The following is a 15163-nucleotide window of genomic DNA, read 5'->3' as shown; positions in this document are numbered from 1 at the left end:
TACTATTTATTTACAGACACCTTTACTCCGTTATATAATTTGCCTTCGGCTTTAGAAACAACTCTCTCGTTTTGGCTCAAGCCGGAAAGTACTTCTACCTGATTGCCAATTATCTTGCCTAAGCGCACCCAGCGTAAGTTAGCTTGATTTTGATCGTCGACAACGTATACCCCTGTAAGTTGGTCGCGATAAACAACCGATTCTCTGTCCAGTATGATTTTCGATAAAATGTCCTCTGCTTTTTTATTGGGTATCAATATGTTGACATACATACCTGACCGGATGTTGTCTTTGTCTTTTGCATCTATTGACAGTTTCATATAATATTGCCCTCCTGTACGGAACGCCGACGGGCTAAGTTCGGATATTTTCCCATCAAGCATTATCCTTAATGATCTCAATTCTATTTTGGCTACATCTCCTACTTTCACGTATTGAATATAATTTTCCGGAACGGAGGCCACAATCTGCAACTCTCCACTCTGCTCGATTGTTAAAATAGGCATACCCGGGTTAGCCATGCTACCCTCATCCATCATTTTTTGTGTAACAACTCCTGAGAACGGTGCACGGATATTGACATATGCCAACATCGCATTTACCTCATTCATCTGCTGACGAGCCATTTGCACTTTAGCATTCATCGAAGTATTCTGTAAAGCCACATTTTCGAGTTCCTTGTCCGACACGCTGTTTTGGTTGCGCAAAATTTTGAAACGCTCGTAATCCCGCTGTGCATTCTTCGCCGCTGCTTCAGCTTCGGCAATCATGGCCTGTACCTGTGCTTTTTTTGCCAGAATATCATCGCTGCTGATTGAAACGAGAAGCTGTCCGGCCCCTACTCTATCGCCGGGTTTAACATATATTTTGTTCACATAACCTATCATACGTGTACTGATAGTCGCCGTTTGCTTAGCAGTGACTTCGCCGCTAAGGTAAAAGCCTTTGTTAGTAGACTGAGCCGGAGAATAAACTTCTACTGTTAGTATAGTCTTATCTTTATCCTCTGATTTATAGGAAGAAGAGCAAGAATAAAAAGCAGATATCCCCATCATTCCTAAAAATGCATTTCTTAAAGTTTTCATATTTATTTACAGGTTTTATTTGTTATTTAGTTTTTGATAAAAAGTCGAGGTATGCCTCTGTTATATTATATGACATAATGGATTGTGAAAGCAAAAGTTTTTGCTGAGAAAGTTGTGCCTGTGCCATCAATAGGTCCGTGGTGCTGGCTAAACCTTCGCGATGACGATTAGCGAGAATACGCAAGGCTTCGCCGGCTTGCTCAACACTAACCTTTTGCTTATTTATCTCTGTCTGCGAGTCATTCAGGTCACGCTTGGTTTTATCCAGTTCCAGTTGTTCTTTTTTGACATGTAAATCTAATTCCTCTTGCATTTTATCACGTTGAAATTGAGCAGACTTCATCTTACTCCGATTCTGATTGCCGGAGAATATTGTCCAACTTAAGTTTATACCAATCAGATAAGAATCATTCCGGAATTTGAAGGCTTTAGAGTCATTTAGTCCATATGAACCGAAAGCATTAATACGGGGAAGAAAAGCCATTTGAGACGCCTTCACCATCATATTGGTTGCATCCACAGCCTTATTTAAAGCCATGATATCAGCACGAAACGTCGAAAGTTCCCGATGCTGATATAACCCTTGTTCCTGTGATAGCGAATCAACTATATAGACATCATCGTTATTTTCCAATCCCATCAAAAGACATAGTCCATCTGAGGCATTATATATATTGCTTTCAGCCTTTGTCAAGGCTGTTTCAATGATATTAACCTGGACCTGAGCATTCAATACATCCGACTTTTGAACCAACCCCTGATTGTAGAAATTGTTGACTGACTGATGTATTTGTTTCACATCTTCCAACGATTTTTGAAGAATGCCCCGGGCCTGATATGACATTTGTAATTGAGTGTATGCCTTTCGCACTTCAAACTCAATATATTCTTCGGTACGTGCGGCTTTGTATCTATAGACTTCCTCTTGAGCTTTTGCTCCTTTTCGGGCATAGATCATATCCATATTTAGTAATGGAATCTTAGCCTCTACCTGTGTACTATAATTTTGACTGGCTCCGGGATTATTCAACTTTGCCGGATCGAAGTCCATCGCTGTAACAGATTCCTGTTGCAAAAGAAAACCGAATGCATTTAGTGGATTGTTTGTGCTTAAAGCTGTATATCCTACCGTAATCTGAGGGAGAAATACTGCATCGGTTTCATGGTAATTTGCATTAGCTATTTTACTATCCAATTCGGACAGTTTCACATTACTGTTGTTTTTTACTGCAATTTCTACAGCCTCATCGGCCGAAATATACCTGGCGGGTTGCGCCTGGATTGAGAGGCTAAACCAAATCACACTTAATGTAATAATTGTCGTTCTTTTCATTTTTTATTATATTCTTAATTATCGCTACTATATTTTCCATTGGAAATATAAGACAAAGGAAAATAATATTTTCCAAAGAAACAAATTTCCACAGGAAAATATAACAGGAAAAATATTTCTTCCTTCATTATGAACATATGTTCATAATTATATTATCTTTGATTATTTTAAAACTGGGATCAGATATAATTTATGGCTCGAATAAAGAAAAAGAGGCTTGTCCAGATGGCTCCAGGTTTTGGAGGATTCAAACCATTCGGGGTACTCTGCAAAAAAGAAGACAAGATTCTTATCAATATTGAAGAATATGAAGCCTTGAAGTTATGTGATTATGAAGATTTGACTCAGGCCGAAGCTGCAAAATTAATGAATATATCACGACCTACATTTACCCGTATATACGAAAGTGTCCGATCTAAAATTGCACAGGCATTCATTGAAGGATTGCCGATCATTTATGAGGGAGGGGACAGCCTGATTGCAGAATGGTACACGTGCGATAAATGCGAAATTATATTTACACTAAAAGACGGAGGTGAAATGAACTGTCCTCTTTGCAGGAATAAAGAAATTACATTAAATAAATTCGAGTAGATGGTTATTGCGATTTCAACAAATACGAATGATTTAGATCAGCCAGTTTCTGAGAACTTCGGACGATGTCAATGGTTCTGCCTGTACGATACGGATACCCAGAATATGAGGTTTGTTGAAAATATAGCAGGTTCAGCAAAACAGAATGCAGGAATAAAAACTATAAATTTCTTACTTGAATTAAACATTGATACTGTCCTGTCTGGCCGTTTTGGTACAATAACCACTGTTTTATTAAGAGAAAAAAACATTCAGATAATTATACCCTTGAAAACAAAAACATTAAATGAAATTATAAATCAATTAAAAAATCAAAACTTATGAAAATAGCAATACCAACAAGAGCCAACGCTGTTGATAATCACTTCGGACATTGTGAGTCTTATTCTATATTTACAATTGGAGAGAATAAAAATATAGAAGATACCGAGACGTTAGCTTCTCCTCAAGGATGCGGTTGTAAAAGCAATATTGCTTCGGTTCTTCAAAATATGAATGTAACAGTAATGCTTGCCGGCAATATGGGTGCAGGAGCATCAAATGTCTTGGCAAAACATGGTATAAAAGTATATCGCGGATGCTCCGGAAACGCAACAGCATTAGTGAACGATTTTTTGAATGGCAGGGTAACCGATTCGGGTGAAGGGTGCAAGCATCATGAGGATGGTCATCAATGCGAACATCATTAATTAATGATAACAACTGTCTTAACCGATAATAACCCGTATATTAAACCCCGACTTCGGCAAGCTTCTATTCTTTATTTGATTCATTCTACAATCTTACAGCCTTCCTTTGAAAGAATCGACAGTTAACGACCACAGTAAGTTCTCTCTGAATTTTCATAGAATTATTATGTATCTATATATTAATATCATAAGTGAAATACCAGAAAAAAGACCGGAGAAATATTTCTCCGGTCTTTTGTATATCTTATCAAAAATATAAACAGATTAAATCATAAAACATATTTATTAATATATTTGCAAAATATGCAACATATCTTAATCATAGAGGATGAGCCGGGAATATATAACTTTCTGAAACAGGGGCTTGAAGAAGAAGGTTACAGAATAGCTATTGCCATCAATGGAAAACAGGGAATCGAACTTTTCCAATCGGAGAAACCTGATCTTATTCTTCTTGACTGGATGTTGCCCAAAATGACAGGAATCGAAGTCTGCAAGGCTATCCGGGAAAAAGATGCTGAGATACCTGTTTTATTTCTTACGGCTAAAGATACAGTACAGGAAACAATAGAGGGACTACAGTCGGGTGCAAATGATTATATCAAAAAGCCATTTAGTTTCGAGGAATTACTGGAAAGAATAAAGATTCATTTCCGAAACCATAAAAATATATCGGGCCTTACTTTGGGTAATATTTTCCTCAACCTGAAAACATACGAAGTAAAGGTAGATTCCTTAGATATTTCTCTTACCCAGCGCGAGTTTGAATTGCTTGAATTCCTGATTAGAAATAAAGGAAGCGTATGTAAAAGGGATGAGATTATAGAGAAAGTATGGGGTATTAACTTTGAGTATGACACAGGTGTAATTGATGTATTTATCAACGCCATCCGTAAAAAGCTCAATCTGGATAAAGATAACGGACATATTAAAACCATAAGGGGAGTAGGATATATAGCTAACGATTAACCATGAAGAATTTTTCATTCAGAAACAGGATTGCTCTCAATTACATAATAACGACCGCGTTATTGATTGGTTTCGTATTTGCCACTATATACATAGTCGTAGAATTCAGCGTATCGGGCCATCTGAATGAAGATCTGCAACGGGAAGTTGATCGTCATTCTAATGAGGTTGAAGTCAAAGATGGAAAAATCGCTTTGAAGAGACATAAAGAATGGATGGAAAGAGAACATAATACAGTTGGTGTTGATCCTGTGTTTATCGAATTCCTGGATATAGAAGGTAATCTTATAGATAAGTCTCCTAATTTGAAGGAAAGCCACTTACTCTACGACTCCAGCCAGCCCGACAATGTATTTTATAATGGAGAACTGGCTGAAAAAAGAATCAGGCAGGTCCAGGTCCCCATTATGGATGGAAACGGAAAGCATGTGGGACACCTCTTGGTTGCAGTGGCACGCGAAGGAGCTGAAATAGTATTGGAAACATTGCGGCATATATTGCTTATCACATATCCTGTTATACTTATCATTTTATTCCTCGTTGCCCGTTTTATTGCAGGTAGAAGTATCAAGCCAATCAATGAGATTATAAATACATCGAATAAAATAACACGGGACAACTTGACAGAGCGTATCCCGTTGCCTCACAACAAAGACGAATTATATATACTTTCCGATACGATAAACAAACTTCTCGACCGTATTGAAAAGACCATAGAAAGGGAAAAATCTTTTACATCGTATGCCTCGCACGAATTCCGCACTCCTTTGGCTATATTGAAAGGAACCCTTGAAGTCCTGATACGGAAACCACGCCAACAAGAAGAATACGAAGAAAAAATAAGATATTGTGTCAAAGAGATTGACCGCTTAAACCATTTAGTGGACGAACTGCTAATCCTAACACGTTATGAAAACCAAAAACAGTCTTTAAGACTGGAAGAAACCGACATTAAGCAAATTATTGACGAATCATTAAAATTTTTCTCCGGGAATATCTCACAGAAGAATATTCAGGTTATGACCAATATCCCTCCCGAAAATATCGGCATTAAAACAGATATATATTTATTTTCTACCATCATCAATAATATTCTCTCCAATGCTATTAAATATTCATATCAAAACGGAGAAATTGAGATTAAAGTCAATGAAAAGAATAAATATATTTTCTGCGAAATTAAAGATAATGGTATAGGTATTCCAGAAAAAGACCTGGAAAAGATTTTCGATAAATTTTATCGGTCTACAGACCATGCTGACATCAAGGGCTTTGGCCTGGGACTATCCATTGTAAGAAGATTCTGTTCTCTTCTCAATATCCGTATAGAGTTGTCCAGCAAAGAAGGTGCCGGGACTACAGTCAGGCTGAAAATCCCTTAATCTTAAGCAAATCTTAAGCAAACTATTTTAACATACTTCTACTTTTGTTTGTTATTAAAAATTAGGTAAAAAGAGAAGTAGATGTTAGAAAAGATCATACGGTTCAGTCTCAACCGAAAGCTTATTGTCTTACTGTTTACTCTAGCCATATTCATTTATGGCATTTATTCCGTATTCCATATACCAATCGGGGCTGTGCCCGATATTACGAACAATCAGGTACAGGTTATCACTACTTCCACCAATCTTTCTACAGAGGATATTGAGCAATTCATTACTTATCCCATTGAGATGGAGATGGCCAATTTGCCCGGGGTACAGGAAATACGTTCTGTCTCAAAATTCGGGCTGTCAGTTGTAACCATCGTTTTTGATGAGAGCATGGGTACTTACCTTCCCCGTCAGTTAATAGCCGAAAAAATAAAAACAGCATCGGAACTTATACCCGAAGGATTCGGCTCTCCTGAAATGGGACCTATATCGACAGGATTGGGGGAAATCTACCAATACGTTTTAGATGTAAAACCCGGATACAAAGACAGATATTCGGTTGCGGACCTGCGCACGATACAGGACTGGATAGTGAAACGACAGCTTTCGGGTATTCCCGGAGTGGTTGAAATCAATACATGGGGTGGCTATCTTAAACAGTACGAAGTAGCTATCAATCCATCGCGGTTGAAAGCAATGTCTATAACCACAGGCGATTTGGTAAGAGCTCTGGAGAAGAATAACAGCATTGCCGGAGGAGCATACATCGAAAAGGTAAACCAAAGCTATTTCATCCGGGGCGAAGGGAAAATCAGTTCCATTGAAGATATCGAAAGTATAGTAGTCAAGAATATGGACGGTATCCCTGTCTTAATAAAAGACATCGCTACAGTACGTTTTGGGAGCGCCAACCGTTTTGGTGCGATCACAGGCAATGGCCAAGGCGAGAAAGTGCTTGGGCAAATAATGATGCTCAAAGGGGCAGATTCAAAAGAAACCATCAATGCAGTAAAAAAGCGTGTAGAGGAAGTACAGAAAGTCCTTCCCGAAGGTGTATATATCAATGCATTCCTCGAACGTAGCGAGTTGGTAGCTAAAACGACCTTCACCGTTGCAGAAAACCTTATTCTGGGATGTCTGATAGTTATATTTGTGGTAGTAGTATTACTTGGTAATTTCCGCTCGGGAATTGTTGTCGCATCAGTTATACCGCTTTCACTCTTGTTTGCTATCTCCCTGATGAGGATATTCGGCATAGACGCCAACCTGATGAGCCTGGGAGCAATCGACTTCGGTATTATAATAGACGGTGCGGTCATCATAGTCGAATTTGTTTCGGCACAAATGACAGCGAATGCCTCCAAACTCAGTCATCTGCCTGTAGCCGACAGAAAGAAGGAAATAAACAGGATAACGCTAAGCAGTTCATCTACCATGATGAATTCAGCAATTTTCGGACAATTTATAATCTTAATAGTATTCATTCCGATACTCTCTCTTTCAGGTGTGGAAGGGAAAATGTTCCGTCCTATGGCTCTTACATTCAGCTTCGCGCTGATAGGTGCAATGTTGCTTTGCCTCACCTATGTCCCCGTAGTTTCATCCCTTATTATAAAACCACAGGTACAGAAAAGGAATGGAATAACAGTCCGTATAATGAGGTTACTGACCCGCTCTTATTTACCCGTTATCACATGGGGGCTAAAACATACAAAGAAAACATTGGCAGGAGCAGCCGGATTGCTTGTTTTGGCAATAGTTATATTTTCCCGAATGGGAGGAGAATTTATTCCGCAGTTGGATGAAGGTGACTTTGTTATCCAGCCTGTTCTGAAAACCGGAACATCTTTGGCTAAAACGATTGAAACGACCACGTTAATAGAAAAAACGATACTGGATAAATTCCCCGAAGTAGAACAAATTGTCAGCCGGATAGGTGCCGCCGAAGTACCTACCGACCCCATGTCGATGGAAGAAAGTGATATTATCGTGAAGGTAAAACCGAAAAGCGAATGGGTTTCGGCAAGATCGAAAGATGAATTAGCCGATAAGATAAAAGAGGAGCTGGAAGCTACTATCCCAAATATGGAAATCGAATTTACTCAGCCTATCGAAATGCGTTTCAATGAGCTTATTTCAGGTACGCGTTCCGATGTCGCCATCAAAATATTTGGAGAAGACTTGGGTGTATTGGCCGAAAAAGCCGAACAGATAAAGCAAGCGATAGCTCATGTAGATGGTGCCGCCGATATTATAGTGGAAAAGATAGACGGACTACCCCAAATGACTGTCGAATACAACCGCACACGAATAGCGCAGTACGGACTGAATATATCGGATATAAACGATATTGTAGCATTATCCTTTGCCGGAACGGCCGTAGGAAGTGTATTTGAAGGAGAACGCCGTTTCGATCTTATAATCCGCCTTGAAGAAAATCTTCGGAATGATATTGAAGACTTGCGAAATCTGTATGTCCCGCTTCCTAATGGTGGGCAGATTCCTCTTCGGGAACTGGCAAAAGTAGAATATGCCGAAGGACCGGCCAAAATCTCCCGCGACGATACCAAACGCCGGGTTGTAATAGGCGTGAATGTGCGCAACCGGGATATGGAAAGTGTGGTAAAAGATGTTTCTACTATTATTAATGAAAAAATCAATCTGCCTCCGGGATACTATGTGACTTATGGCGGACAATTTGAGAATTTGCAGAATGCCAAAGACCGTCTGATGATAGCCGTTCCCGTGGCTTTATGCCTCATATTTATACTTCTGTATTTTGCTTTTGGCTCAATGAGAGAGACGCTGCTTGTTTTCACAGCTATTCCGCTATCCGCTGTAGGAGGTATTTTGTTACTCTGGATGAGAGGAATGCCTTTCAGTATTTCGGCAGGTGTAGGATTTATTGCCTTGTTTGGTATAGCCGTACTGAACGGAATTGTATTGGTTGAACATCTGAAAGAATTAAAACACAGAGGAATGAAAAATGTGGACGAGCTAATTCTGAAAGGTACTACCGACAGGCTTCGCCCCGTTACACTGACTGCCGCCGCCGCTGCACTTGGTTTCCTTCCGATGGCTATTTCATCTTCGGCAGGTGCGGAGGTACAACGTCCTTTGGCAACAGTGGTTATCGGCGGGTTATTTACAGCCACACTTCTTACTATGGTGGTTTTACCCATTCTATTTAAAATGTTTGACAAAAATCTGACTCAGGATGAAGAAGATATTTAAATATATATGGCTAGGTTCGTTATTGGTATTTAGTCCGGTAGCCTATTCACAAAGCAATCCGGAACTGGACAGACTGATAGAGGCGGCACTTGCCAATAATAAAGAATTAAGTTCCTACCAATTGCAGACACAGGCTTCAAAAGCGAAAATCAATACAGCTTTCGATTTTGATAAAACGACTGTTTATTACGGATATGACGAAAATAATGTTGCCCCCAACGATAGGGCTTTAAGGGTATTTGGTATTGAGCAGACATTCTCATTCCCTACAGTTTATAGTGCTCAAAAGAAAGTATATAAATCGCAATGGGAACAAAATAAGGCATTGTACGAAATACAAAAAAACAAGCTTGCACTAGCCATTTCCCTTGTGTATGAGGAGATTGTTTATACTCAAAATAAAGAGAAACTATATACACAACTGGATAGCCTTTATTCTGCTTTTTCAAAGGCCGGAAGCCGTAAGTTTGAGCTAGGTGAATCTAATTATCTCGAAAAGATTACAGCGGAAGCCAAATCAAAACAAATATATGCGACACTGATTCAACTAAAAAGCCAGAGACAGGCTTTGTATGAACAACTGAAATCGTTGATACAAAGCGAAGAAAAATTTCATATAGGCAATGATAAGTTGAGCTTGCTCTATCTGGAAAATACCAGTATAGGCAAAGAATTGCAGAAGAATTATATGGCAACTGTCAGCAACACTTATAATTCTCAATTGAAGTTACAAAATCAGAATTGGCTTCCCGACCTGAGTGTTGAATTATTCACGGGAACCAATAAAGGTTTGGGATACAGACAAAACGGTTTTCAGATAGGAGTAGCTATCCCATTGTTCTTTAGCGGAAATATATCAAGAAAAAAAACTGCAAAGTTGGAACAGCAAAGCTGGGAGGCTATGCGCAGCAACCGCGAAATACAGATGGAAGGTTTCTATATGCAAAAACAAGCCGAACTGAACCAGCATAAGGAAATGATTAACTACTATACAGATAATGGACAGATGCTTTCGGAAGAAATCATAAAGACCGCCGATATGAGTTATAAAAACGGCGAAATAGACTTTTTCCAATACATCCAAAGTATGGAAAATGCGATCGGTATAGAGTCCGGTTATCTGGACAATGTCCTTGCTTATAATAAATCCTATTTAGAGTTACATTACTTCAATTTTAACGAATAAGCGATGAAAAGATATTCTTATTATATACTGTTTGCGTTGACAATTAGCTTTTTAGGTTCTTGTGGAGGAGAAAACAAACCTTCGGAGGGGGAAAACACCAAACAGGAAGACGTCTCTTTGGTAGAGATTACAAAAGAGCAGTTCAACTCTATGAAAATGGAGATAAATACTTTGCAGAAAAGGGAATTTGATAACACAATAAAAGCTTCAGGCAAAATAGATGTGCCCCCAAAAAACAGGGCAAAAGTAACTTCATTTGTCGGGGGATATGTCAAATCCATTTCTTTGCTTGTAGGTGATAAGATAGCCAAAGGACAGCCACTCCTTACACTCGAAAGTCCTGAATATATTGATTTACAGCAGTCGTATCTCGAAATAGCCGGGCAAATGGAATATCTGAAATCGGAATACGAAAGACAAAAAACCTTATTTGATGAAAAAATATCCTCACAAAAGAAATACCTCGAAGCCGAGAGCGGTTATAAACGGACCAAAGCAACTTATGAAAGCCTCCGTCAGAAGCTGAATATGCTTCGTATCAATCCGTCGCAGGTAGAGCAGGGAAAATTCTCGTCTTATATCACGGTTTATTCTCCTATTTCGGGTGATATTACAACTATCAGTGCCAATGTGGGTATGGCAATTTCATCTACCGATGTTATTATGGAAATTGTGGAAACACAGGCCATGCATCTGGAATTGGCTGTGTTCGAAAAAGATATATTCAATCTGAAAACAGGGCAAAAGATAAAGTTTACAGTTCCGCAAGTAGGCTCGGATGAGTTTGAAGCAAAGGTTTCACAAATTGGAAAATCAGTAGGAGGAAATGACCGTGTTATTAATGTTTACGCCTCTTTAGATACCGATACAAAGCAAAAACTATTGACAGGTATGTTTGTGGAGGCTCAGCTTGTAGCAGACTCACGTAATGCTTTGAGTGTTCCATTTGATGCTGTTACAACAGAAGAAGGCAATAACTTCCTTTTAGTTTTGGAATCGGAAAAAGAGGGTATTTATACTTTCCGCAAAACTTTAGTAAAAACAGGTGAAAGAAATGGAAATTGGATAGAAATTATTCCTGATGATAGGCTGAATTCTGAAATAAAGGTCTTGACTAAAGGAGTATATGATGTAATGTGATATTTTGAACTATAAAAACACGCATATTGGATAACAAGAAAAAGCCGGGTCAGGGCATAACTCCATTATTATCTCGTTACTTCAATCCAAACAGGAAAAAGAACAGGGGATTTAGCGGAATAACACGACAGTCAGTCCAAAATTATTCGTAAATTTGGTGGCAAAAACCGCTGTATTATTTGGTTTTATGAGAATCTACCATATCGTTGAGAATCAATAATACAACAATAAAATCACAGGCATGGAAGTTACTATCCAAATAGAAAGCAAGGCAGACCACAAAACCATTCGACATAATGGGAATACGATACACTATTTCGTGAGCGGAAACGAGCATGGAAAGACTGTTGTTTTTCTACACCCTGCGTTTGGCGACCACCGATGTTTTGACGGTCAAACAGATTATTTTTCAGCCAATTACCAGGTACTAACTGTTGATATGTTAGGACACGGATTGACAGGTGTAGGAAAATCAAAAGACAAAATTTCGGCGACTGCTGCACACGTTGCGAAAATATTGGAATCGGAAAACAGGGTAAGGGCACATATAGCCGGTGTCTCTCTGGGGGCTCTGCTTGCACAGGATTTTGCGCTGAAATATCCCAACAAGGTTTTGTCCCTTACGGCACTCGGTGGGTATAACATTAACAGGAAACAGCCGGAGGTAGCTAAATCCCAAGGGCTGGAAATGCTAAAATGGTTCATCATGATGATATTCTCAATGAATGCTTTTCGCAGATATACGGCGAATGTATCCGCTATAAATGAGGCGGAACAAATCCGTCTTTATGAAAGTGCAAAAAACTTTACACGAAAATCTTTTACCGTCATGTCGGGGCTGGGTAGGTTGATAGCCGATCGAAATATAGAGCGTAGGTATCCACTGCTCATTTTGTCGGGCGAAAAGGATAACGAATTGGCGCTCAAAATGGCAAAACAATGGCACGAGAATGATTCTGGCAGCGAATTTCACATTATTGCAAACGCAGGCCATTGTGCTAATATGGATAATGCGGAAGCGTTTAACGGGATATTGATGAACTTTATCACAACGAGAGAGTAAGATTTGTGGACAATATATTTTTCCAGTATAATTAGTTTCCCAACAAAAAGTCAATGTTATCTCTATTATATTCCAGCCGCATGGAGCCAGGCCTTTCTATATTAACAAAAACAGTTCGTGATTTTGCGAATTAAAATCATATTCGTATATTTGCGAACAATAAATATAGAGTCTATGTCAAAGAAAGAATTAACAGCCGATCAGGAACAATTAGCCCGTTTTGCTAAAGCATTGGGGCATCCGATACGCATTGCCATTCTGGAAATGCTTGCCAATCAGTCATGCTGCTATCATGGCGACATGTCAGAGATATTACCAATAGCTAAAAGTACACTGTCACAACATCTGAACGAGTTAAAAGATGCAGGATTGATTCAGGGAACAATTACATTACCCACCGTGAAATATTGTATCAATAACGAGAATTGGAATAAAGCTAAAGAACTGTTTGGTGGCTTGTTTACTCAATTACAGAAAACAGACGATATTTGCTGATATGATGGACATCAGGTTTGCGACCCAAAAAGATATCCCTGGCATTAAAGAACTGTATCGTTCAACTATCCTTTCAGTCAATATGAAAGACTATACACCCGAACAGGTCGGATGCTGGGCTGCAAGAGGAGAAGAAGCGAGTGTATGGGAGGAACATATTAATGAGCAATACTTTATACTTGCTGAAGAAAACAATACAATATTAGGGTTTGCTGCCTTAAAATTGTCAGGATATTTAAATTCCATGTTTGTCCATAAGGACTATCAGGGAATGGGCATTGCATCATTCTTACTTAAAAAGATTGAAGAGTATGCACGGTTGAAAGATATTTCAGAAATAATTGCTGATGTCAGTATTACAGCTCAACCTTTCTTCTCAAAAAAAGGCTATGTTATTCTGGAACAACAGACCGTTTGCATTGGTATTTCCATGACAAACTATAAAATATCAAGGGTTTTATCCTGATATTTTTTTTAGATATTTATTCGTTATTCGACGAAACAGGAACTGTTAGTATAAATACGAAATTATAAACAATATGAGAATTTTAATTCTGTGTACAGGAAATAGTTGCCGTAGCCAGATGGCACATGGATTTTTACAATCATTCGATCCTTCTTTATCTGTTTATTCCGCAGGGACAAAAGCAAGCGGAAAAGTAAACCCGAAAGCAATAGAAGTTATGTGGGATGCAGGAGTGGATATCTCGCACCATACATCCGATAGTATAGAGCTATATATGAATGATGAATGGGATTATGTGATTACTGTTTGCGGGGGTGCAAATGAAAGCTGTCCTGCATTCTCAGGAAAAGTAAAGAACCGTCTGCATATAGGCTTTGACGACCCTTCCGAAGCTACGGGAACAGCCGAATTTATTCAATCCGAGTATATCAGGGTAAGGGATGAAATCAAAACAGCATTTTATGAATTATACACCGATAAGATAAAAGGTCATGAGTAAAAAGAAAATGAGTTTTTTAGATAAGAACTTAACACTTTGGATTTTCCTTGCGATGGCTATCGGTGTAGGATTGGGGTATTTTATTCCGTCTTTCAGCAGCTACATTGATTCCATGTCGAGCGGTACAACAAACATTCCTCTGGCAATCGGGCTTATCCTGATGATGTACCCGCCATTGGCAAAAGTGGACTACAAACAACTGCCGAAAGTTTTCAAGAATGTCAGAATACTGACTGTCTCGTTAGTCCTGAATTGGATTATCGGACCTGCCCTAATGTTCTTACTTGCCATTCTCTTTTTACACGATTATCCCGAATACATGGTGGGGGTTATTCTGATAGGTCTTGCACGGTGTATTGCAATGGTACTTGTATGGAATGATCTTGCAGAAGGTAATACAGAATACGGTGCGGGACTTGTCGCCCTGAACAGTATATTTCAGGTATTCTTTTACAGTTTTTATGCGTGGATATTTGTAACAAAACTACCTCCCTTATTCGGATTCGAAGGTGCAATCGTAGATATATCCATAGGTACAATAGCCGAAACAGTCGCTATCTATTTAGGTATTCCTTTCCTGATGGGTATTTTAAGCCGTTTGATATTGGTTAAAATAAAAGGGGAACAATGGTATAAGGATAAGTTTATCCCTGCAATTTCACCAATTACTTTAATCGCTTTACTATTTACCATTGTATTAATGTTTAGTCTCAAAGGAGAACTGATCGTACAAATACCATTGGATGTAGTGCGAATCGCCATACCGCTACTAATCTATTTTGTTGTCATGTTCTTCCTCAGCTTCTTTGCTGGAAAATTAATGGGTGCGTCTTATGATAAAAATGCTTCGATAGCATTTACGGCCACCGGCAATAATTTTGAGCTGGCTATTGCAGTTGCAATAGGTGTCTTCGGATTGCATAGCGGACAGGCCTTTGCAGGCGTAGTCGGTCCGCTTGTCGAAGTGCCTGTACTTATACTGTTGGTAAATATTGCCTTTTGGCTCAAAAAGAAATATTATAAATAAAATAACACTT

At 38.9% G+C, this 15163-nt stretch carries 15 protein-coding genes; 13 read left to right on the top strand and 2 right to left on the bottom strand.

The features are described from left to right. Positions 1-2 precede the first annotated feature (2 nt). Positions 3-1085: an efflux RND transporter periplasmic adaptor subunit gene (locus ACFO6W_RS15455; protein ID WP_379997997.1), complete on the bottom strand. Its 1083-nt coding sequence runs from the start codon at positions 1083-1085 to the stop codon at positions 3-5. 22 nt (positions 1086-1107) lie between these two features. Further along, on the bottom strand, positions 1108-2418 hold the full coding sequence (locus ACFO6W_RS15450; protein WP_379997995.1) for a TolC family protein: 1311 nt from the start codon (positions 2416-2418) through the stop codon (positions 1108-1110). Positions 2419-2610: 192 nt separating this feature from the next. Between ACFO6W_RS15450 and ACFO6W_RS15445 the strand changes: the two genes are divergently transcribed. The 13 genes from ACFO6W_RS15445 (at position 2611) to arsB (ending at position 15153) form a co-directional block, all read left to right on the top strand. Continuing rightward, positions 2611-3012, top strand: coding sequence for a DUF134 domain-containing protein (locus ACFO6W_RS15445; RefSeq protein ID WP_379997993.1), 402 nt, complete (start codon positions 2611-2613; stop codon positions 3010-3012). Next, on the top strand, positions 3013-3336 hold the full coding sequence (locus tag ACFO6W_RS15440; protein ID WP_379997991.1) for a NifB/NifX family molybdenum-iron cluster-binding protein: 324 nt from the start codon (positions 3013-3015) through the stop codon (positions 3334-3336). Continuing rightward, positions 3333-3701, top strand: a complete 369-nt coding sequence (locus tag ACFO6W_RS15435) for a NifB/NifX family molybdenum-iron cluster-binding protein (RefSeq protein ID WP_379997989.1) — start codon at positions 3333-3335, stop codon at positions 3699-3701. Before ACFO6W_RS15440 ends, ACFO6W_RS15435 begins: the two co-directional genes overlap by 4 nt. 303 nt (positions 3702-4004) lie before the next feature. Further along, positions 4005-4670 carry a response regulator transcription factor gene (locus ACFO6W_RS15430; protein WP_379997987.1) on the top strand — a complete coding sequence of 222 codons (666 nt, stop codon included), beginning with the start codon at positions 4005-4007 and terminating at the stop codon, positions 4668-4670. Positions 4671-4672: 2 nt separating this feature from the next. Then, positions 4673-6052, top strand: coding sequence for a sensor histidine kinase (locus ACFO6W_RS15425; protein WP_379997985.1), 1380 nt, complete (start codon positions 4673-4675; stop codon positions 6050-6052). 81 nt (positions 6053-6133) lie between these two features. Beyond that, positions 6134-9277: an efflux RND transporter permease subunit gene (locus tag ACFO6W_RS15420; RefSeq protein WP_379997983.1), complete on the top strand. Its 3144-nt coding sequence runs from the start codon at positions 6134-6136 to the stop codon at positions 9275-9277. Further along, positions 9261-10463, top strand: coding sequence for a TolC family protein (locus ACFO6W_RS15415; protein ID WP_379997981.1), 1203 nt, complete (start codon positions 9261-9263; stop codon positions 10461-10463). The genes ACFO6W_RS15420 and ACFO6W_RS15415 overlap by 17 nt, the downstream gene beginning before the upstream one ends. A 3-nt stretch (positions 10464-10466) precedes the next feature. Beyond that, complete coding sequence (locus ACFO6W_RS15410; protein WP_379997979.1) at positions 10467-11603, top strand: efflux RND transporter periplasmic adaptor subunit; 1137 nt, start codon at positions 10467-10469, stop codon at positions 11601-11603. A gap of 241 nt (positions 11604-11844) precedes the next feature. Continuing rightward, a complete protein-coding gene (locus ACFO6W_RS15405; protein WP_379997977.1) occupies positions 11845-12666 on the top strand; it encodes an alpha/beta fold hydrolase in 822 nt (273 codons plus the stop codon). A 174-nt stretch (positions 12667-12840) separates the two neighbouring features. Further along, a complete protein-coding gene (locus ACFO6W_RS15400) occupies positions 12841-13161 on the top strand; it encodes an ArsR/SmtB family transcription factor (RefSeq protein WP_379997975.1) in 321 nt (106 codons plus the stop codon). Between the two features lies 1 nt (position 13162). Continuing rightward, the gene (locus ACFO6W_RS15395) at positions 13163-13627 is read left to right on the top strand and encodes a GNAT family N-acetyltransferase (protein ID WP_379997973.1); all 465 of its coding nucleotides are present in this window, start codon (positions 13163-13165) and stop codon (positions 13625-13627) included. A gap of 73 nt (positions 13628-13700) precedes the next feature. Then, positions 13701-14126 (top strand): arsenate reductase ArsC, encoded by a 426-nt coding sequence (locus ACFO6W_RS15390; RefSeq protein WP_379997971.1) that lies wholly within the window; start codon positions 13701-13703, stop codon positions 14124-14126. Next, the gene (arsB, locus tag ACFO6W_RS15385; RefSeq protein WP_379997969.1) at positions 14119-15153 is read left to right on the top strand and encodes an ACR3 family arsenite efflux transporter; all 1035 of its coding nucleotides are present in this window, start codon (positions 14119-14121) and stop codon (positions 15151-15153) included. Before ACFO6W_RS15390 ends, arsB begins: the two co-directional genes overlap by 8 nt. Positions 15154-15163: the final 10 nt, after the last annotated feature.

Origin of the sequence: Dysgonomonas termitidis (assembly GCF_042654545.1) — a bacterium.
In the GTDB taxonomy this organism is placed as follows: domain Bacteria; phylum Bacteroidota; class Bacteroidia; order Bacteroidales; family Dysgonomonadaceae; genus Dysgonomonas; species Dysgonomonas termitidis.
This window is presented reverse-complemented; position numbering and strand designations above follow the sequence as displayed.